Origin of the sequence: Opitutus sp. ER46 (genome assembly GCF_003054705.1) — a bacterium.
Taxonomy (GTDB): Bacteria; Verrucomicrobiota; Verrucomicrobiia; order Opitutales; family Opitutaceae; genus ER46.
This window is the reverse complement of the sequence record NZ_QAYX01000018.1, coordinates 306,335-326,926: the sequence shown is the minus strand read 5'-3', so window position 1 is coordinate 326,926 and position 20,592 is coordinate 306,335. Positions and strand designations below refer to the sequence as shown.

Sequence of the window (20,592 nt, the reverse complement as noted above, 5' to 3'; positions counted from 1 at the left end):
CCCGCCCGACGGCAAAAACCAGCGTCGGGCTTTGACCGAAATCACGGCGACCCGAGATAACGCGCCAAATCTGGCGTGTTATCGCCGATAATACGCCAGATTTGGCGTGTTATCTCGGCTTTCGGCCGCCTGCGTTGCGTCCGGCCCATGGGCCCGCCACTCGTCCGCCCAACCGTCCTGCTCCCGCGCCGAGTCATTCCCGCCGAGCCATTTGCACCCGCCGACCCGCCCGTTATCCTGCCACCCTCGCCACCGCATGAGCACCAAGATCAACGCCTACGCCGCGCTCAGCCCGCGCGCCCCGCTCCAGCCGTTCGCCTACGAACCCGGCCCGCTCGGACCCGAACAGGTCGAGATCAAGGTCGAGACCTGCGGCATCTGCCATTCCGACCTGTCGATGTTGGACAACGAGTGGGGGATGACGAAGTACCCGATCATCCCGGGCCACGAGGTCACCGGCACGGTCGTCGCCACCGGCCCGCAGGCGAAGCGCGTCAAGGTGGGCGATCGCGTGGGGCTCGGCTGGAACTCCGGCAGCTGCCTCGCGTGCCCCGCGTGCCTCGCGGGCGACCACAATCTCTGCGTCGACGTCGAGGGCACCATCGTCGGCCGCCCCGGCGGCTTCGCCGAGCGCGTGCGCTGCCACTGGGTGTGGGCCACGCCGATCCCGGCCGGCGTCGATCCCATCTCCGCCGGCCCGCTCCTCTGCGGTGGCATCACGGTCTTCAACCCCATCGTCGAGTTCCGCGTGCGCTCCACCGACCGCGTGGGCGTCGTCGGCATTGGCGGACTCGGCCATCTCGCGCTCCAGTTCCTCAACAAATGGGGCTGCGAGGTCACCGCATTCACCTCCAGCGACAGCAAGCGTGACGAGGCCCGCCGGCTCGGCGCGCACCACGCGGTGAACTCGAAGGACGCCGCCGCGCTCAAGCAAATCGCCGGCACGCTCGACTTCCTCCTCGTGACGGTGAACGCGCCGCTCGACTGGAAGGCCCTGCTCGCCACGCTCGCGCCCAAGGGCCGCATGCACTTCGTCGGGGCCGTCCTCGAGCCCATCCCGATCGCCGCCTTCGGTCTGATCTCCGGCCAGAAATCGGTCTCCGGTTCGCCCACCGGCAGCCCGGCGACCGTCGACAAGATGCTCGCCTTCTGCGCGCGCCATCAAATTGCCCCGCAGGTCGAGCGCTTCCCGATGTCGCGCGTGAACGACGCGCTCACCCACCTGCGCGAAGGCAAGGCCCGCTACCGCGTCGTGCTCGAAGCCGACTTCCGCTGACGCACGCCGGGAAAGAGCGAGGGTGGCCCCGGCTACCCCATTTTCGTCCTCGCCAACGCCGTCGACAGGAGAGCGCCAATCGGTTTCGGTCGGCCGCGGGTCGCCCCAACCTTCGCGGCCGATCCGGTCCATGCTCTCCCCCCGCTTGCGCTCAGTCCTGCCGTGGCTTCTCGCGGTCAGCGTGCTCGTCTTTGGCGTCACGCTCCGGTTCGTCTATTTCGACAACGTCCACGGCCAGTCCGACGAAGCGATCACCCTGGGAGTGGTGCAGCATCTCCGCACGACGTCGGACTGGGACAACAACTGGATCAAGGCCGACCTCTCGGAGGATCTCCGCCGCAACCAGTACAACTTTTCGACCCACCTGTACGCCACGTACCTGTTCGACCAGGGCGTCCGGCTCATCCCCGGGCTCGAGGGATGGCGCACGCGCGACTCCGGGTTTCACGTCTTCCGGTTCTTCGTCGCGCTGCTCGGCGCCGCCGTCGTCCTGCTCTCGTTCAACCTGGCGCGTCGGCTCCTCGATTTTTCCACGGCGGTCGTCGCGACCTTGTTCGTGGCGGTGGCGCCACTCCTGGTGCAGGACGCCCACTACATCCGCCCCGAGCCGCTCACGACCGCGCTCACACTCGGCGCCATCCTGCTGTGCGTGCCCACTCCGCGGTTCTCTTCCTGGCGTGTACTGGGCGCCGGCTTCCTGCTGGGCCTGCTCATCGCCTGCAAAGTCTCGCTCCTGATCCTCGCGTGGCTGCCGCTCGTCCCCCTGCTGGGCCAACCGCTGCCGCTCGGGCGGCGCGTCGCCCTCGCCGCGGCCACCTTCTGCGTCCTGGCCCTCGGCTTCGCGGTCGGAGCGCCCGGCGCGATGCTTCACCCCGCCGCCTACCTCAGCGGTATCCGAGACCTGATGACGCAGTACGCCGGCGTTCACCCACCGCACAGCCACATCGATGGCGGGTGGACGGGCGACATGATGCTGCGCTACTTTGGCTCAACCCTTGGCTGGACCACTTTCGCGTTGTTCATCTTCGGCCTCGTCCGGCTGGCCGTGCTGCGCCGGTGGGTCGTGCTCGCGCTGGCGGCGGTGCCGGTGCTCCTGTTTGGCGGCTACTTCGCCACCCGTTCGGTGTTCTTCGAACGCAATCTCAGCCACGTGCTGCCCCTGTTCCTGATCCTCGCCGCCTGGGGCCTCGTGGAACTCGTCCGGCTGGCGCACCACCGCTCTCTCCGCCTGGCGGTGCCGCTCGCCGCGGTCCTGTTGGTCGCGGCTCTCGCGCGTCCGGCCAGCGTCACCGCCCGCCTGATCGGCCAGGAGTATTCCGGCCAGGCAAACGCCGCGCACGACCGCATTGCCCAGGTCGCCGCGGAACAGCATTCGGACGCCGCGAAATGGGAGGAGCTCCTGCTCGTGGACGAACCGCTCAGGCGCCTCGCCGCGCATTTTCAGGACAGCAGCCAGCCCGTGCTGCTGCGCATCGCGGACTATGCGGACGAAGGCACCGCCGCGAACCTCGCCCGCCTCCGCCGCGAATTCGTCGTGGAAACAATCGCCAACCACCCGGGCACGTTCCCCGAACTCCCCACCTGCACGCTGCTCACCTACCACATGTCCCGCGTGTGGTTTCTGCGCGTCACCGGTCCCCGCCCCCGCAGCTAGACCCTCGAAGCGCCACCAGCTCGTTTCCTCCGTGCCGATAGGCCCGCTCTTCCTCCCAAAATGGCTCCGCCATTTTGCTTAGCAGACTGGCGGACGCAGTCCGACAGTCTGCTACCGGAACATTCGCCACGCGCCGAGCACGCTCGGCGCCCAGCGCAGCAGCGAACGCCAGTGCCGCACGGCCAGGAACCCGCCGAGGGCAAGGCCGCCGAGCAGCAGCCAGCGGCTGCCGCCGCCCAACCCGCCCGCGAGGCCGCTGACCGAGCTCCAGCCTTGGCGCAGCTGCGCCGTGCTGGTCGCGAGCATCTGGCGATGCAGGTCCGACTCCGCGATCAGGAGCTGCTTGCGCGCCGCGAGTTCGTTCATGGCGAGGGTCGCAGGCATTGGATGTCCTTTTTGAATTCCCCGATCGTGGCCGCAAATGGCCCCGGCCCGCGCCGCACGCGCCGCCGCAACCACCAAAGCAGGCCGGCGCCGGCCGCCAGCGTGAGCCCGGCGAGTCCCGCCAGCCCGAGGTAGCCCGCCTCGTCCCACAACAGCAGCGCGAGCGTGCCGATGGTCACCAGCAGCCCGGCCGCGATCAGCGTCACCGCGACGGCGAGCCACACGAGGAGCGAAACGAGCCGCAGCTTTTCCTCCTGCAATTCCACGCCCAGCAACTCGAGCCGGGTTCGGACGAGCCCGAGCGCCGAGGCGCCGATCTGCTGCGCCACGTCCACGCCGCCACCGGCCGGAGGCGAACCGTTGTCCTCCGACGCGCTCATTTGCGGCGCAGCAAAACCCCGAGCAGCACGCCGACGCCAAACGCCACCGCGATCGACTCGTACGGGTGCGCGCGAATCGTCGTATCGGCCTTCTTCGCCGCCTCGCGCGCCGACGCCAGGCCGCGCGCATGCAGGTCCTCGCAGGTTGCCTTTGCCTTCTCGACCGCGGCCGCGAGCCGCGCCCGCGTCTCCTTGGCCGCCCCGCTCGCGTCGTCGGCCGTCGCACGCAACAGGGCCTCGGCGTCCGCCGCCAGCGTGCGCAAATCGTCCATCACGCGCTCACGCGCGATCCGGCTCTGGGCTTCATCCATGTCCGGGAAGTACGTTTCCATGATCGTGGGGGTTGAGTGAGGGTGCGGAAAACAGGGAAGAGCGGGCACCTAAAAGTCGTCGGCTGCATAGGCGGGCGTCGCGCCGTCCTGACCGGCGACAAACTCAGCCACCCGGCACGCTTGTGCCAGCGCCGCAGACACTTTTACGCCCGTTAGAATTCGCCCGAGCAGCGCGCCCAAGAACGCATCGCCGGCGCCGACCGTATCCTCGACGTGCACCGGGCGGCCATCCTCCCAGAGCCATTTGCCGTCCCACCACAGACCGGCACCAAACGCCCCGGCCGTCACGCAGACGCGTTCGATGCCGTGCTTCGCCGCGACCTGGGCCGCGGCTGATGCCAGTTCCTTCGGCCGGAGGTGGGGGCGGTCGACGAGGCGCGCAAGTTCGCCGTCATTGAGTTTGAGCATCTGCGCCCGCCGCAGCGCCAGCGCCACGCCGGGCCCGCGGTCGTAAGGCGGCCGCAGGTTCAGGTCGCACACGCGGAGCGCGTCCGGCCAGCGGCGCCACAGGCCCTCGAGCACCGCGCGGTTGGCCCGGCTGCGCAGCGCCAGCGAACCGGACACGATGGCCGCCGGCCCCAGCTCCCGTCGTCCCTTGCGCGGCGCCGGAATCGCATCCCACGCCGCGCCGCGCTCGATGTCGAAGTGCGGCAGGCCCTGCGCGTCGAGCGTCACGCGCACCACGCCCGTCGGCCGCCGCGCCACGCGGGCGATCCCCCGCGTTTCCACCCGCCAGCCGGTCACCCGGCGCAGCGCCTCGTCGCCAAGCGCGTCGCGGCCGACCGCACTCACCGGCACGGCGTCGAGACCGTGTCGGGAGAGATGATACGCCACGTTCAGCGGCGCGCCGCCCAGGAACAGGCCCCGGGGGAGGAAATCCCAGAGCGCTTCACCGAAGCACACCACACGGGGAGAGGAACGATGGACCGTCATGAGGAGGAGCTTTGAAGGAAGCGGGCGGACAGGCGGTTCCGCCCGATCTTGCTGGCAGCCGGCAGGATGTCTCGGGCCTCGCGGCTGACAACGCCCCGCCACTGACAATTTGGTCAGTCGCCGGTTTCCGCCCGCCGCCATCGCGACGACCGCATCGGCCCGTCAGGTCGCCGGGACCGGCGCGGGGGCGTCACTCTCCGGCGGTTTGGGACGGAGCGGCACCACGGCCGCCGCGGTGGCTTCGCCGCGCCGCCGGCGAATGACGCGCTGGAAAAACAGGTTATTCGGCACCTGCATCACCGAGCCGTCGCCCGCGTCGAGCGTCGTGTACACGAAGTTCAGGTCCGCCACGACGCCCTTCACCTGCTCCCCCACAAACTCGACCTCGTCGCCGACCGAGAACGGCCGGTACAGCATGATGATGACCGTGCAGAGCGTGTTGCTGAGCACGCTCCACACCGCGACGAACCCGATCGCCACCATCGCGAGGATGGTCGAGATGACGCCCCAGAAGCCGCCGACGTTCAGCCCGAAGGCGCCGAGGATCAGCACCAGCGCGGCGATCACGATGACCCATTTGAGGAAGCGTTGCACCGGCGCGATGTCCGCCTCGGTGAAGCTGGTCCGTCGCGTCAGCACGCGGAGTCCGCGCCGAAGTGCAAAGTGCAGAAAGATGGCCCCGGCGCCGATCAGCAGCGCCGTCGGCACGGCGGCGGCGAGGGTGGGGAGGAGGTCAGTGAGATCGGGAAACCGCGTGGTCATGCCCCGCCGGAGACCAGCCCCCGCCGACAAGGTTCACCGGATGGCGCCATGCGGCTATCATGGAGACGTGTCCTGGCTGCAGGATTGTCTGCCGCGAGACCGCCGGTAGTCTTCCGGCGTGCGGGCCTCCGTCTACCCCCGTTGGACCACCAGCCTTTTCTGCCTGATCGGCACGCTCGTCGTGCCCCTTCGGGCTGCCGATGAAGTCACAACGCCCGACGCCCGCGTGGGCGTGCTGGTCGACAACTATCCGTTTTCCTACCGCACCGCGCAGGGGAACATTGCTGGCTTCGCCTACGACCTTGCCCGTGAGATCGAACGCGTCATGGCGCTGCGGTTCGAGCGGGTGGAAGGTCCCACCCAGGAGATCAACGCGGCCTTTCGTGAGGGCCGGCTCGACCTGCTGCAGAGCTACGCGGATTCCCCGGAGCGCGCCAAGGAGGTCGGTTTCTCGGTGCCGTACACCACGATGGCGGGAGCCATTTTTGTCCGGGTCGGCGATCGGCGCGTTTCCTCCTTCACGGATCTGCGCCGCCTGCGAGTCGCCGTGCATCAGGGCAGTCTCGGCGAAACGGTCCTGCGGCGCGCGGGCTTCGAAGCCGCCATTGTGCCTGCGCGGTCGGTCGAGGATACGCTGCAGAAGGTCGCCCGCGGCGAGGCCGACGCCACGCTGGTGGGTCGCCTGAGCGGCCTCGCGCTCGCGCACCACATCGGTCTCAAGAACATCCGCGCGCTGCCCGCCAAGGTGCCGCATTACGAGGTTCGCTATTGCTTTGCCGTCCACCGCTCCAATTCCGAGCTCCTCGCCCGGATCAACGAGGGCCTTGCGATCCTTGTGCGGACGGGCCGCTTCGACGAAATTCACGAGCAGTGGTTCGGCCACATCGAACCCGTCGGGTACTCCGCGTTGCAGGTCTCCCTCGCCGTCGCGGTTGGGCTGGGCCTCGCGCTCATCGTTTCCCTCTGGGCCGTCGTGCGGCTGCGGCGCCTGCAACGACGGATTCTGCGCCAGCAGGAGGCGCTGCGCGCCAGCGAGGAATGGCATCGCACGCTCTTCGAGGGAGCGCACGACGGGCTCGTCGTGCTGGAACGCGACGCCGCCGGCGAACTGAACGTCCGCCAGATCAACCCGGCCGCGCTCGCCCTGCTCGGCGCCGCGCCGCTCCCAACCGGCACGCCGCTCCGACAGGTCCTCGACTCCGAGGCTCCGTTGCTGGAGCAACTCACCCCCGCCATCGCCCGCGGCGGCACCGCCGAATTCGAATACCAGCGCGCCGGGAAGGCCGCGTGGTGGCGCGTGAAGGTCGGCCCGCTGGGCCAGCACACCCTCTTGTCGCTGGCCGACGCCACCGATGCCGTCCGCACGCGCGAACAGCTCCGCGAACAGGAGCAGCGGCTGATGCAGAGCCAGAAACTCGAGGCCATCGGCACCCTCGCCGGCGGCGTGGCCCACGATTTCAACAACATCCTGACCGCCATCTTCGGCAACACCGAGGTCAGCCTGCTCACGCTGCCGCCCGATCGGCCCGAGGTTGAACTGCTGCAGCGCGTCATGCAGGCGGCCGGCCGGGCCCGCCAGCTCGTGCGTCAGATTCTCACGTTCTCGCGTCATCAGGCCACGGTGAAGCAGCCGCTGCACACGGGGCCCGTGATCCAGGAAACGCTCGACCTGCTCCGCTCCGCCGCGCGCAGCACCGTCACGCTGGAGTTCCGGGCCACCCCGGGCTTACCGCCCGTCATGGCTGACCCCGGTCAGCTGCACCAGGTGCTCATGAACATCGGCATGAACGCGGTGCAGGCGCTGCGCGGGTCAACCGGCCGCCTCACCTTGACCGAGGATCTGGTGGAGTTCCCCGCGCCGGATCGCATGCCGCCGCCCGGGCTGCCGCCGGGCCGCTATGTTCGTATCGGCCTGCAGGACACCGGACCGGGCATCCCGCCGAACGTCCTGCCCCGCATCTTCGAGCCGTTCTTTTCCACCAAGCCCGCCGGCGAGGGCACCGGGCTCGGGCTGTCGGTCGTGCACGGGATCATGCACCAGCACGGCGGCGCGGTGACCGTCGCGAGCGAGCTCGGCCACGGCACGCGCTTTGACCTGTACTTCCCGGTGAGCGATGCGCCGCCGGCGCTGTTCCGCGAGCCCGAACCCAAGCCCGCCAGCGGGCGGGGAGAGATGATCCTGCTGGTGGACGACGACGACGACTGCCTGCGCGGCGTGCGGCAGGCGCTGACGCAGCTCGGCTATCGTGTCACCGCCTTCAGCCGCGCCGAGGAGGCGTTGGCGGCGTACCGCGCCCGCCCGGACGGGTTCCGGCTGATCATCACCGATCTCGCCATGCCCGGCATGAACGGGCTGCAGTTCGTCAGCGCGGTCCGCACGCTGGATCCGGAGAAGCCGATTGTGCTCGCGAGCGGTTTCTTCAGCGAGGCCGAGGAAGCCGAAGCCCACCGACTCCACGTCTCCCGCTGCATCCACAAACCCCTTACGGTGTCATTGCTCGAGACGCAGCTCCACAGCCTCCTGCGCGCGAAGTCCTAACCGGAACGGCCTTTGTCCATGGTCTTCTGACCTCTGATTCCTGACATCAGATTTCCGGCCTCCGGCTTCCGGCTTCTGGCCTCTGGCTTCCGCCCTCAGTACACCACGCGCTCGGACTCAGTCACCTGGTAGGTCGGCGGCTTGCCGTCGGCGGTGGTGACGCCGGTGAATCGCACGTCTTCCGCAAGCTTCACCTGCACCACCGCCCCGGCGGGCAGGCGCACGCGGTCGAAGGTCACGCCCTTGGTCCGGTGGCCCGGCTGGGCGAAGCCGTTGACGAGCACCACCGCGGTGTTCGCCGGTGCCTTCGTCAGGTCGAGGTTCTCGAAGCGAAAATTGCGGAAGTACGGAGCCTCCGGGGCGGCCTCGCCGTCGTTGTTGTAGGGCAGGGCGGTGAGGATGCTGATCTTCTGGAGATCGCAGTCGCGCACCACCACGCCCTCGACGACGTTGCCGCGCTCCGGCGTCGCCTTGATCTGGAGCCCGTGCATGAGGTTGCCCGCGACGCAGTCCTGCACGAGCACGTCGCGCACGCCGCCGGACATTTCGCTGCCGATGGAAATGCCGTGGCCGCGCTTGAACACGCAGTTGAAGACCCAGACGCGCTCGGTCGGGCGGTTGATGCGGTTACCTTCCGGGTTCTTGCCCGACTTGATGGCAATGCAGTCGTCGCCCGTGTCGAAGGTGCAGTTGAAGATGTAGCTGTGGCGCGAGGAATCGGGGTCGATGCCGTCGCCGTTGCGCACCGCGGTTGTGATCGTGAGGTCGTGGCAGGTGACGTTCTCGCAATACAGGTAATGAAGCGTCCAGGCGGGCGGCTCCTCGAGCGTGACGCCCTGGATTTCCACGTTCTCGCAATTCATCAGGAGGATGAGCCGGGCCCGGCTGCGGATGCCGCGCGCCGCGATCATCGCCTTGCCCAGGGGCCAGCCGCCGCCCGCGATCCGGCCCGCGCCGCGAATGCTGAGGTTGCGGACGTTGGCGGGGCCCTGGTGATCGAGCCGCCCGGCGTTCAGCAGGCTCGCGTAGGTGTCGAGTTCCCAGCCTTCGAAGCGATTGCGAATGAAGGGCTCGTAGTCAGCCAGCACCGCCGAACCTTGGAGCGTGGCGCCCGCCGCCACCTCGAGCGTCATGTCGCTCTTCAGGAAGAGCGCCCCGCTCACGAACACCCCGCGCGGGATCAGTACGACACCGCCCACCGGGCAGGCATCGATCGCGGCCTGGATGGCCTTCGTGTTGCTGGTCTGCCCGTCGCCCTTGGCGCCGAAGCTCTCGACGTTGAGCACCGTCTCCTTGGCGGGAGTCTTGAGCACCAGCCGCGCACTGCGCGCCACTTCGCGGCCGGAGGCGTCGAGTGCCGCCACCACCAGCGCGACATCCGTCGCCGGCGTGAGCCCCTTGGCCGTGAAGTGCGTCGCGGTCGTCCGCCCCACGGTCACGCTGTCGCGCGTGATCTGGTACGTCACCGCGGTGCCCGGTAGGGCCTTTTCCCAGATGAGGGTGACTTCATCCGAACGCAGGGTCTGCGGCGCCACAAAAGCCCGCAGGGGAGCCAGGGTTGAAGAAGACGCCGCCAGCCCGGGGAGCGCGAGGAGGACGGTGAAAACGAGGCCGAGGAAAGCACGCATGGAGGGGAAAAATATCGGGTCGGCGCCCATCGCCGCAACCACAGGACCTCAGCGTCGGGCGGCGCCGGCACGGTCTCAACTCCCGTTCTTGTCAGACAGATTGGCCCTTTGGCCGGCCGGTTTTGGCGCCGCCAACTGCGCACCGGCTGCACTTTGGCTGGGACAAAAGCTGCGCAGCAAAGCGGGGGCTGATCTGCTAACGTCCTGCCGAGCCCGGCCCCGAGCCGGGCTCTGCTTTTGATGAAAAACCAGTACATCGTCGCCACCGCCGGTGAATTCACCGGACAGACCGGTCGCGTCCTCGCCTCGCATACGTACCCGGAAATCGGGCTGCACTACAGCGTGCGGTTCCCGACGGGCAGCCTTTGGATTCCCGCCAAGGACGTTCGTCTCGCCACGAACGCAGAGCGCCTCGCCGTCGAGCGCTCCCTGACTCTCCGCCCTGCCGCCTAGGCTCGGGGCTGCATCTTTCTCTTACTCTTCCTCTTACTCATTCTCTCATAAGGGATTGAGGGATTGAGGGATTGAGGGATTGAGGGATTGAGGGATTGAGGGATTGAGGGGCCACATCCACCTCTGTGCTTTGCTGGCCGATCATCGGCCCGACGCCCTCAGCTGAGCTTCGCGAAACGCTGACGATACTCCGTCGGCGTAACGCCCAGGTCTTGCGTAAACACCCGCCAAAACGTGCTGGTGTCGCCCAGGCCGCTGCGGACCGTGACTTCCTTCAGAGGGAGATCCGTCTCCGTCAGGAGCCGCCGCGCCTCGTCGACCCGGATCCGTCGCACCACCTCCGCCGGTGAGCCGTCGAGATGCTCCCGGCACCAACGACTGAGCGTGCGCGGACTCATGCCCACCTCCGCGGCGATCCGATCCACCGGCATCGCCTCGTGGATGTGCTCGACGATGAAGCCGGCAACCTCGCGCAACCGGGGCGGTGCCTTCTCCTGCCGCCGCAGCGCCTCGCTGAACTGCGCCTGATTTCCCGAGCGCCGCAGGAATAGCACCATCCGCTTCGCCACCTGCATCGCCACGGCATGGCCGTGATCCTCCTCCACCAGCGCGAGCGCCAGGTCGATTCCCGCCGTCACGCCGGCCGACGTCCACATCGGGCCGTCCTGTACGAAGATGCCTTCGTCGACGACCTTCACCTTCGGATACCGGGAGCGAAAGAGCGGCAAATGCAGCCAGTGCGTCGTCGCGCGCCGGCCATCGAGCAGCCCCGCCCGCGCGAGCAGCAGCGCACCCGTGCAGATGGACACGATGCGGCGAATCCCCGCGTGGTGACGCTCGAGCCAGGTCACAAAAGGCGCGTGATCCTCCGGCACTGGCTCCTGCGCCGATGCCCCGGCCAGGATCACCATATCCGGTGGCGTGGGCACCTCCTCCGGCAGCGGCTGCAGGCCCGCGAGCATCAGCCCGTGCCGTGTCGGGGTCGCCGGCGCCGCCGTGCCAAACGCCTCCAGCTCGTACGCGGTGCGGCCGAGGATTTCGTTGGCGTGGCCCAGCACCTCCCACGGGCCCGCGATGTTCAGCATGCCAGTGCGGGGCGGGATCAGGAACCAGACGCGTTGGGCAGTTCGGCGCATGCGGCCACGCTGGCCAACTTGTCCGAATTTGCAATCCCATCGTCCTTTCGGCCACGCCGCCAACGCGGTATGCTGGGGACGAAGGAGATACACACCATGATCAAGATTGGCATTAACGGTTTCGGACGTATCGGGCGGATGGCGTTTCGCGCCTCTCTGGCGCGCAGCGACGTCCAGGTGGTCGCCGTCAACGACCTGCTCAGCGCCGAACAACTCGCGTACCTGCTCAAATACGACTCGGTCCACGGCCGTCTCGCCCAACCGGTCGTTGTTGAAAACGGCCACCTCCGCGTCGGCGACCGCCTCATCCGCGTCAGCAACGCGCGCGTCCCGGCCGAGACGCCCTGGCGCGACGCGGGCGTCGATCTCGTGATCGAGTCCACCGGCATCTTCCTCACGACCGAGAAAGCCCAGGGCCACCTCCAGGCCGGCGCTCGCCGCGTGATCCTCTCGGCGCCGGCGAAGGACGACACCCCGGTGTTCGTCTACGGCGTGAACCACGAGCGCTACCAGGGCGAAACCGTCATCTCCGCCGCCTCGTGCACCACCAACTGCCTCGCGCTCATCGCCAAGGTCGTCGACGCCGAGTTCGGCCTGAAACGCGGCCTCATGACCACCGTCCACGCCGTCACCGCCTCGCAAAAGACCGTCGACGGCGTCTCCGGCAAGGACTGGCGCTTCGGGCGCGGCATCCTCGACAACATCATCCCGGCCACCACCGGCGCCGCCAAGGCCGTCACCAAGGTTCTCCCGGCGTTGAAGGGCAAACTCACGGGCATGTCGTTCCGCGTGCCCGTGCCGGACGTCTCGGTCGTCGACCTGACGTGCGAGTTGGAGAAGCCGGCGAGTTATGCCGACATTTGCGCGGCCATGAAACGCGCGTCCGAGGGTCCGTTGCGCGGCATCCTGGGCTACACCGACGAGGACGTCGTCTCGACCGACCTCCGCGACGAGGGCTGCACCGCGATCTTCGACGCCAAGGCGGGCATCCAGCTCGATCCAACGTTCGTGAAGCTGATCGCCTGGTACGACAACGAGTGGGGCTACGCGAGCAAGCTGCTCGACCTGGCCGCAGTCCGCTGAGCCGGTGCGGGCCGCCCCGACGCCTCAGCTCAACCGACAAAAAGGCCGGGCCGGGAGCAGACTCCCGACCCGGCCTGAAACGTGTGCCGGCGCGTCGCAGGCGCGCCCTGACTCTATTTGGCGAAGAGCTCCGTCACCGGGACGATGCGGATATTCTCCCGCGAGATCTTCAGCGGATACGTGCTGATCACCTTGTCCTCGGTCAGCACGGCGTCCGGCTTCGGCGAGCTGTAGGTGATCGGGCTCGGCGCGTCCGCCACGAGGGCGTCCGCGAATGCCGCCGCCTTCGGCGTCACCGCGACGATCTGCATGTTTTCGTAGCGCCAGTGCCGCTTCATCGCCGCGTTCACGTCCGCGACCGTGAGCTCGTCCATCATGCGTCGGAACGTTGCGAGATGGCTTTCCTTGAGGCCGTAGAAGGCGTCATCGATCGCGTAGCCGAGCCGCTCGTTCGTGTTCGTGGCGTAGTGCACGACGTACTTCTTCAGGAACTCGCGCCGGGTCTCGAAGTCGGCCGCGCTCATGCCGCCGTCGACGAGCTGCCGGAACTCGCGCAGCGCAGCGCGCAGGGCGAAGTGGCGGGCCTCGTTGGGCACCGGGCGGATCCAAATCTCGAAGATCTGCTGCCGGCGCGCCACGTTTTGGGGCGGCAGGAAGCGCTGCCCGCCGTTCGGGAAGTGCTCGATGTACGAGTAGTCGCCGTAGTTCAGGCCGCGCGTCTCGCGGATCACCTGGTAGAGGTGCGACCCCGAGTTGCGGTGCTCGCCCAGCCACGAGTTGGCGATCGCCAGCGCATACCAGTCCTTGCTGCCGCGGAGCACGTCGATCGGGAACCCGAGGCTCAGCGCGGTCGCGGTGGCGTCTTTCTCGACCAGGGTTACGCGCAGGCCGGAGATTGGTTTCGGCTGCGGGGCCGGCACCACGGCGGGCGCGCCGGCCGGAAGCTTGGCCAGGTCCGCGCGGAGGCGGTCGACCAGCGCCGGCGCGTAGCCGCCACCGAGGCCGATCACCACGTTGTCCCGTGTGTAGTGCTGCGTGTAGAAGGCCTTGATGTCGTCGACGGTGATGCTCTTCAGGGCCGCCACCGTGCCGGCCGGAAGATGCCCGTACGGCGTGCCGGCAAAGATTTCCTGGTAGAGCACCGCCTTGCCGAGTTCCTCATCGCTCGCGAAGCGCAGCGTGGTCTCGAGCAGGTTGAGCGTGCGGCTCTTGATGCGGTCGAGGTCCTCCGGCTTGAACGCCGGGTTGAGCACGGCGTCGACGAACAGCGGGTAGAACTCCTCGAGGTTGTCCTTGTGCGTGCGACCGTGGATCACGGTCATCTCCATCGTCGGCGAGGCGGAGTAGCCAGCCGCGAGCGGGAAGAGGCGGTCAAGGATCTGCTCGTACGAGTTCTGGCGCGTGGCGGCATCGGTCAGCATCGCCGCGGTGAGGGCGGCAAGGCCTTCCTTGCCCGCGGGATCATCCTGCGCGCCGACCTTGAACCAGAGCCGGAATGACACGCTGGGATCGTTCGGCACCGGCAGCAGCACCGCGTCCTTGGTCGTCGTCGCCGCGGCGGGGGCCGCGTGCAGCGGCGCCAGCACCGGCAGGGTGCAGGTCAGCAGGAGCGCCGGCAGGGCGCGGCGGAGAGAGGCAATGAGGGCGTTCATGACTTGGCTCCTTTCAGCACCACCACGGTGCGGCGTTCCGGCGTGAAGTAGGTCTGCGCGGCGCGCTGGATGTCGGCCGGCGTCAGGTTCTCCATCTGGGCGTAAAGCATCTCGATCGACGAAAGATCCCCCGTAAGGGCAAGCAGGCGCGCGAGCCCCCGGGCCACGGCATCAGGCGTGTCGAGGCTCATGAGGAAGCTGTATTTGTTGCGGCGCTTCAGGTCCTCGAGGCGCTTGGTGTCCACCGGCGTGCGCTGGAAGGTCTCCAGGGTGCGGTAGACCTCGTCGCGCACGTAGCCGACGTCCTCGGGCTTTTTCACCATCGCGTAGATCTCGAACAGCGGCTGGTCGCGGTTCATCGGCACGCTCGCGCCGAGCATCTGCACCTTCTGCTCCTGGATCAGGAGCTTCTTGTGCAGCTCGCTGGTCTCGCCGAAGGCCAGTTCCTCGATGAGCAGCGCCGCGACGTACTCGCGGTCGTTGGGCTGGAAGGACTCGCCCTTGTAGGCGATGTCGAGGATCGGCAGCGTCTTGCCGGGATAGGTCACCTCACCGGTCCGCTCGCCGCGCTGCGGCGGCTCCGGCTGCACCCGCGGAGGCACGTATCCCGGTTTCCAGGCGCCATAGTAGCGGCGCACGAGCGCGAGGGTGGGGGTGGGCTCCACGTCGCCCACGATCAGCAGCACGACGTTGTCCGGCCGGTAGAAGCGGTTGAAGAACGAGCGGCTGTACTCGAAGCCCTGGGGCATGGCCTTGATGTCGGCCTCGAAGCCCATGGTCGTGTGCTTGTACGTGTGCACGTCATACGCGAGGTCCTGCATTTTCTCGTTCAGCAGGCTGAACGGGCTGGTGATGTTCTTGCGAAACTCGCCATAGATCGCGCCGGCCTCGGTCTGGAAGGCCTGCTCGGAGTAGGCGAGGTTCTGGAACCGGTCGCTCTCGATCTCCATGACCTGGGCGAGGTCCTCCTTGCCGAACAGTAGGTGGTAGGCCGTGAGGTCGTCGGTCGTGAAGGCGTTCGTGCTCGCGCCCATCCTCGTGATGATGGCCTCGTAGGCGTCCGACGGATACTTCGCCGTGCCGCGGAACATCATGTGCTCGAAGAAGTGGGCGAAGCCGGACTTGCCGGCCTCCACCTCGTCGCGGCTGCCGGTGCGCACGATGGAGTAGTAGGCGACGACACCGGGGCTTTCCATCGGGACCACGATGACCGTGAGCCCGTTGGGCAGCACTTCCTTGGTGTACGCGTAGGGAAACACCGCGGCGGAAGCGGGGCTTCCGCAGACCGCGGTGGCGGCGAGCAGCAGCGCCGGCAGGAATCGCCGCCAGACGCCGCCACGCGGGCGGGGCGCCGGGACGGCAGCAGCAGACAGATGAGACATGGTGTACGGGATCAGGGCGAAAACCGCCCGTTGCAGGGCCCGCCGCGGCCGGGGCCGCGGGCGGAGTGAAATGGGAGCCAACCAATTCCGTCATCCCGCCCCCGTCAAACCCGATGCCGACCGCCGGTCCGCCCGCAGGTTGAGCGGCCAGAACCCACGGCCGGAGCGTGCAGTCTGCACGATGGGGCGCGGCCCGGCTGAGGATATCTGCCCACCCCCGTTGTCAGCGGGGTGCATTGCGGCGCGCCGCGCGGCAGCGTTACGTAACCTGTTTCTGGGTACAAACACGCAAGCGGCCTCCGGTGATTGAAGGAAAGTCGGCCGCGGCCGAAGGGTCCACGTTCGCCACCACCGTCCTCTCCCTCCCACCCATGAAGAAGCCCACCACCATCGCGCGCCAGGTCATCACCGGGTTCGCGCTCCTCCTCCTTGTCGCCAGTGTCCTCGCGCTCGTGGCCCGCCACGGGCTCAACACCGGCAAGGACGGTTTCATCGCCTATCGTGAATTGGCCCGGGATTCGATGCTCCTCGGCCGCGTGCAGGCCAACGTGCTCGAGATGCGCGTCGCAGTGAAGGATTTCCAGGAGCTGCACACCCCCGAAAAGATCCGGGAATATGAATCGCGGCACGCGACCGTGAACGCGCTGCTCGGCGACGCGAAACAGCAGATCTCTGCGCCCGAACGCGTGGCGATCATCGCCAACGTCGAGCGCGGCGTCACCGAACATGCGCAACGTTTCTCCGAACTCGTCGCCGCCATCCAGGGCGGCGCTGATCCCGCCACCGTGACGGCGATCGCCGACCGCATGCGGAAAATTGGCACGCAGATCGGCGCCGCCGCGGAAGAGTGCAAGCTCGCGATCATTGCGGAGCAGAATGCGCTGGGACCCATGATCCAGGAGCGGGTGGTCCGCACCGTCCGGATCGTCGATCTCACCGCCGTGATCGCCCTCGTCGCTGGCATCGCCATCGCCTGGCTGATCACGGCCAAGACCCGCCGCGACCTTACCCGCATCGCCGACTCGATCGCAGAAAGTGCCAGCCAGGTGGCGGCCGCCTCGGGCCAGGTCTCCGCCTCGAGCCAGTCCCTCGCCGAGGGCGCGAGCGAGCAGGCGGCGTCGCTCGAGGAAACCGGGGCGTCACTCGAGGAGGTGGCCGGCATGGCGCGCAGCAACGCCGACGGCGCCCAGAAGGCCAAAAACCTCTCCGGCGAGGCAACGGCGGCCGCCAACCAGGGCGCCACCGACATGGCCGAGATGCGCCTGGCAGTCGCCGAGATCCGGACTTCCTCCCAGGACATCGCCAAAATCATCCGCTCGATCGACGAGATCGCGTTCCAGACCAACATCCTCGCGCTGAACGCCGCGATCGAGGCCGCGCGCGCGGGAGAAGCCGGGATGGGTTTTTCCGTGGTCGCCGACGAGGTGCGCCAGCTCGCCCAGCGCTCCGCCGCCTCCGCGCGGGAAACCGCTGCCAAGATCGAGGTCGCGCTTTCCCGGAGTGAACACGGCGTCGAGATCACCACCAAGGTCGAGGGATCCCTGTCCGGCATCCTCGAAAAGACCCGGCTGATGGACACGCTGGTCAACGAGATCGCCGCCGCCTCCGCCGAGCAGCACCAGGGCATCGCGCAGGTGAACAGCGCCGTCGGCCAGATGGACAAGGTCACCCAGACCAGCGCCAGCAATGCCGAGGAGACCGCCGCCGCCGCGGAGGAGCTCAATGCTCAGGCCGAGGTGATGCGCCAGAACGCGAACGACCTGCTCGCGCTCGTCGGCCGGACTGCCGCCCAGGCCGCCCCCAGCGGCGCCCCGAGGCACTCCGGCGCCGTGCCCCATCATCCGCCGCACGTCAGCCCGCATCCGGTACGGCGCCATTGCGCCCGCAGCGGCCCGCTCACGGTCGTCGCCAGCCGAAACGACGCTTCGGCCGCCGACTCCCTGAGCTTCCGCTGATCCGCGTCACCGCGCCGCCTCGTAGAACTCAGCCTCGATGATGCTGAGCGTGTTCGCGCCCAGCCGGTCGGCCCCCGTCGAGGCGTTCTCCTTGCGGGCCATCTCACTCAGGGCGAACGCCTCCTTGTTCGTGCCGGCCGCCAGCAGTTCGAGCTTGAGCCGTCGGCCAGGCGCGGGCTTGAGGGGCAGCGTCACGTAACCAAGCGTCTTCGGCGTGTCCCCGCGGAAGACCTCGGTGCCGTCCACCGTGATCCGGATCGCGTAGCTGCGCTGGCGCCAGCCGGTGAGCTTCAATGTTGTCTCCGTCAGCCGGACGTCGCGCGCGAACTCGTACTCGATCCACGCCGTCGCCAGGTCGTCGCCGTTGGCCCACGCCGTATTCTCGTTGTCGTCGCAGCTCGCTGCCGCCTTGTCGGCGTTGGCCCCCGCCGTCACCCGCTGCACCGCCACCGGCATGCGGGACGGCACGAAAGACGCCCCCGCCGGGGTCGGCCCGCGGCCGAGGTATCCCGGGAGCCCGGCTGCCGGCAGCGTCCGCGCCAGCCCGCCACTGACCGCCACCGCATGCGATGCGAACTCAACCCCCGCCGGCTTCAGGCCCGCCGCGGAGGCCCGGACCACGATCCGGCCGGCGTGCGGGGTCGAGCGCACGAGCACGCGGTTCACCCCGCACTCCACCGGCAGGGTGCGCGCGAGAATGTAGTTGTCCGGTCCTTGCGCGATGCCGCCGCGCCACTCCACCGGGCCTTCCAGCTCAAAGCTCACCAGGTTCAACGCCGTCGGGCAGCGCCGCCCCTCCGCGTCGACGACCTCGACGTCCACCAGCGCCATGTCCGCGCCGTCGGCGCGCAGGCCGAGCGGACTCGTGATCGCCTGCAACCGCAGCGCCGCCGGTTCGCCGGCGGTCTGCACTTCGGCCGCGCACACGCGCCGGCCCGCGGCATCGAGCCCGACCGCCACGAGTCTCCCCGGCGCCCACGCCACGTTTTCGAAGGTGAACAGGAACCGGTCCCGCGGCTGACCCCGGCCGAGCGACTGCCCGTTCAGGAACAGCTCCACCGCCTCGGCGCTCGACACCACATACACGTTTTTCCGCACCCCGGGTGCGTAATTCCAGTGCCCGAGGATGTGCGCCGCCGGCCGCTCCACGTCGACCCACGCGTCCCACATCACGCGGTGCGCGTAGAATCCGTCCTTCGGCAGCCGCATCGCGTCGACCTCGCCGCTGCGACGGTAGTTCTCCGCGCCGCGGTGGTGCGTGTTGGTGTCGGAAAAGACGATGTTCACGCCGCCCGAGCTCACGCGCGCCCCGGTGCCCGGCCGCTCGCGCCAGTAGTCGTACCAGCGGGTGACGTTCTCGATCGCGTGCGAATCCTGGTTCCGGTTGTACGCGCCGGCGTCCTGCCCGCGATGCTGCGGCCCGTCGCCGTCCTTGTGATACGGCGGCGAGAATTCATCCCAGTACTTCCGCAGGCCTTCGTCCCGCGAGTACTCCATCGCCCAGAACGGCTGCCGCGCGCTCTTATTGATGTAGAGCATCTCGCCGCCGTACTCCGCGACCTGGCTGCCGAGCATGTTGCGCGCGCCGATCGCCCGGCCGCCATGCGGGTCGAACGTGTCCCGCAGCGCCTCCATCTGCGCCATGTGCGCCTCGCTGATCTCATTGTTGCCGCACTCGTAGAACAGGACGCTCGGGTTGTTCCGGTTGTAGATGATCGCATCGCGCATCAGCTCCACGCGCAGCTCCCAGGAGCGGCCGCTCGCGTCCTTCTCCGCATCGCCGGCCGGCATCGCCTGGATCAGGCCCACGCGGTCGCAGGACTCAACGTCCTGCTTCCACGGGGTGATGTGCATCCAGCGCACGAGATTGCCGCCGCTCTCGACCATCAGCCGGTTGCTGAAGTCGCTCAGCCACGGCGGCACCGAGAGCCCCACCGCCGGCCACTCGTTCGAGGTGCGCTGCGCGTACCCGTGCATCTGCAGCACGCGGTCGTTCAGCGTCACCATGCCGTGGCCAAACGCGGTCTTGCGAAAACCGGTGCGCGTCACGACGCGGTCCACGACGTGGCCGTCCACTTCGAGGGTCGTCGTCACGTCGTAGAGATAGCCATAGCCCCAGCTCCAGAAGTTCAGCCCGCCCACGCGTTCGGCCGCCTTCAGCGTCACCGTCTCGCCCGGCGCAATCGTCACCGGCGCCGCCGCGAAGGTCCGCACCACGCGGCCGTCGGTCTCCGCCACCGTCACGCCATACCGCACGCTCTGCGCCGTCGCCCGCTCGTTCCGCACCTGCGACTCGGCCGTGACCGTCGCCGCACGTCCGGTGACGTCGATGTCACCGGCGTACACGTACACCCCGGTCGTCCCCAGGTGCGAGTAGAGCGGCAGCGTTTGGTACAGCCGGTCCGCCACGTGCAGCCGCACGTTCTTCGGGATGCCGCCATAGTTCGCGTTGAAGTTCCGGTCCGACCACTGGAAGCGCTGCTTCGTCGCCTGCTCGCGATAGTCCCACGCGTTGTCCGTCCGCACCGCCACGACGTTCGTCGCCGGCGCCGGGCGCACGAAGCGCGAAACGTCGAAACCCACGGCCATCGCGCCGTTCTCGTGGCGGCCGATCCATTGACCGTTGACGTAGAACTCTCCGCCCTGCCGCACGCCCTCGAACTCGAGGAACACCTTCGCGTCGGCCGCGTCCGCGGGCAGGACGAACGTCTTGCGATACCACGCGACGCCGGTCGGCAGCTCCGCGATGTCCTTCCGGAACGCGTCGTCCTCGTTCCACGCCCGCGGCAGCGTGACCTGCCGCCAGTGGGCATCGTCGAAGTCGGCGGCCGCCGCGCGTTCCGGGTCCCCGACGTGCAGCCGCCAGTCGGGGTTGAAATCGTAAGCCGTGCGTTCGACGGCGTGCGCCGCGAGCGGGGCGCCGGCGAGCCAGAGGCCGAAAGCAGAACGAGCGAGGAGGGAGCGGATCATGGCGAAAGTTCGAGCGGAGCTGGGGCGGGTTGGCCGCGGAATGCGTGGGGAGACGAGTCCCGGCACCGAAAGG

The 20,592-nt window shown here is 68.4% G+C and carries 16 protein-coding genes; 6 read left to right on the top strand and 10 right to left on the bottom strand.

The genetic code is table 11. The features are described 5' to 3' along the window. Positions 1 to 256 precede the first annotated feature (256 nt). Entirely contained in the window at positions 257 to 1,276 is a 1,020-nt protein-coding gene (locus DB354_RS04830; RefSeq protein WP_107834303.1) for an NAD(P)-dependent alcohol dehydrogenase, read from the top strand. A gap of 130 nt (positions 1,277 to 1,406) precedes the next feature. Further along, positions 1,407 to 2,930: a glycosyltransferase family 39 protein gene (locus DB354_RS04825; protein ID WP_107834302.1), complete on the top strand. Its 1,524-nt coding sequence runs from the start codon at positions 1,407 to 1,409 to the stop codon at positions 2,928 to 2,930. Positions 2,931 to 3,041: 111 nt separating this feature from the next. Here DB354_RS04825 and DB354_RS04820 read toward each other — a convergent pair whose 3' ends face one another. From DB354_RS04820 to DB354_RS04800, 5 genes are all read right to left on the bottom strand, one after another. Continuing rightward, positions 3,042 to 3,314 carry a hypothetical protein gene (locus DB354_RS04820; RefSeq protein ID WP_107834301.1) on the bottom strand — a complete coding sequence of 91 codons (273 nt, stop codon included), beginning with the start codon at positions 3,312 to 3,314 and terminating at the stop codon, positions 3,042 to 3,044. Beyond that, positions 3,293 to 3,694, bottom strand: coding sequence for a phage holin family protein (locus DB354_RS04815; RefSeq protein ID WP_107834300.1), 402 nt, complete (start codon positions 3,692 to 3,694; stop codon positions 3,293 to 3,295). The genes DB354_RS04820 and DB354_RS04815 overlap by 22 nt, the downstream gene beginning before the upstream one ends. Beyond that, positions 3,691 to 4,026 (bottom strand): DUF883 family protein, encoded by a 336-nt coding sequence (locus DB354_RS04810; RefSeq protein ID WP_107834299.1) that lies wholly within the window; start codon positions 4,024 to 4,026, stop codon positions 3,691 to 3,693. The genes DB354_RS04815 and DB354_RS04810 overlap by 4 nt, the downstream gene beginning before the upstream one ends. Before the next feature lie 48 nt (positions 4,027 to 4,074). After that, positions 4,075 to 4,959 (bottom strand): PfkB family carbohydrate kinase, encoded by an 885-nt coding sequence (locus DB354_RS04805; protein ID WP_158277374.1) that lies wholly within the window; start codon positions 4,957 to 4,959, stop codon positions 4,075 to 4,077. A 162-nt stretch (positions 4,960 to 5,121) separates the two neighbouring features. Further along, positions 5,122 to 5,721, bottom strand: coding sequence for a mechanosensitive ion channel family protein (locus tag DB354_RS04800; protein WP_107834297.1), 600 nt, complete (start codon positions 5,719 to 5,721; stop codon positions 5,122 to 5,124). Positions 5,722 to 5,839: 118 nt separating this feature from the next. Here DB354_RS04800 and DB354_RS04795 point away from each other — a divergent pair, with 118 nt between their 5' ends. Continuing rightward, positions 5,840 to 8,260 (top strand): transporter substrate-binding domain-containing protein, encoded by a 2,421-nt coding sequence (locus DB354_RS04795; protein WP_107834296.1) that lies wholly within the window; start codon positions 5,840 to 5,842, stop codon positions 8,258 to 8,260. A gap of 95 nt (positions 8,261 to 8,355) precedes the next feature. On the opposite strand, the gene DB354_RS04790 is transcribed toward DB354_RS04795, so the two are convergent. Further along, positions 8,356 to 9,888 (bottom strand): glycoside hydrolase family 28 protein, encoded by a 1,533-nt coding sequence (locus tag DB354_RS04790; RefSeq protein WP_158277373.1) that lies wholly within the window; start codon positions 9,886 to 9,888, stop codon positions 8,356 to 8,358. 240 nt (positions 9,889 to 10,128) lie between these two features. On the opposite strand from DB354_RS04790, the gene DB354_RS04785 reads away from it, so the two are divergent. Beyond that, a complete protein-coding gene (locus tag DB354_RS04785; RefSeq protein ID WP_107834294.1) occupies positions 10,129 to 10,341 on the top strand; it encodes a hypothetical protein in 213 nt (70 codons plus the stop codon). A 158-nt stretch (positions 10,342 to 10,499) separates the two neighbouring features. On the opposite strand, the gene DB354_RS04780 is transcribed toward DB354_RS04785, so the two are convergent. Continuing rightward, the gene (locus tag DB354_RS04780; RefSeq protein ID WP_107834293.1) at positions 10,500 to 11,477 is read right to left on the bottom strand and encodes a helix-turn-helix domain-containing protein; all 978 of its coding nucleotides are present in this window, start codon (positions 11,475 to 11,477) and stop codon (positions 10,500 to 10,502) included. A 96-nt stretch (positions 11,478 to 11,573) separates the two neighbouring features. Between DB354_RS04780 and gap the strand changes: the two genes are divergently transcribed. After that, positions 11,574 to 12,560, top strand: a complete 987-nt coding sequence (gene gap / locus DB354_RS04775) for a type I glyceraldehyde-3-phosphate dehydrogenase (RefSeq protein WP_107834365.1) — start codon at positions 11,574 to 11,576, stop codon at positions 12,558 to 12,560. A 113-nt stretch (positions 12,561 to 12,673) separates the two neighbouring features. On the opposite strand, the gene DB354_RS04770 is transcribed toward gap, so the two are convergent. Both DB354_RS04770 and DB354_RS04765 read right to left on the bottom strand, forming a co-directional pair. Then, positions 12,674 to 14,212, bottom strand: a complete 1,539-nt coding sequence (locus DB354_RS04770; RefSeq protein WP_107834292.1) for a pitrilysin family protein — start codon at positions 14,210 to 14,212, stop codon at positions 12,674 to 12,676. Further along, complete coding sequence (locus DB354_RS04765) at positions 14,209 to 15,594, bottom strand: pitrilysin family protein (protein WP_107834291.1); 1,386 nt, start codon at positions 15,592 to 15,594, stop codon at positions 14,209 to 14,211. The genes DB354_RS04770 and DB354_RS04765 overlap by 4 nt, the downstream gene beginning before the upstream one ends. Positions 15,595 to 15,965: 371 nt before the next feature. Here DB354_RS04765 and DB354_RS22600 point away from each other — a divergent pair, with 371 nt between their 5' ends. Beyond that, positions 15,966 to 17,549, top strand: coding sequence for a methyl-accepting chemotaxis protein (locus tag DB354_RS22600; protein ID WP_146180110.1), 1,584 nt, complete (start codon positions 15,966 to 15,968; stop codon positions 17,547 to 17,549). A gap of 6 nt (positions 17,550 to 17,555) precedes the next feature. Here the strand turns inward: DB354_RS22600 and DB354_RS04755 are convergent, their stop codons facing one another. Then, on the bottom strand, positions 17,556 to 20,519 hold the full coding sequence (locus tag DB354_RS04755) for a sugar-binding domain-containing protein (RefSeq protein ID WP_107834289.1): 2,964 nt from the start codon (positions 20,517 to 20,519) through the stop codon (positions 17,556 to 17,558). Between the last annotated feature and the right edge of the window lie 73 nt (positions 20,520 to 20,592).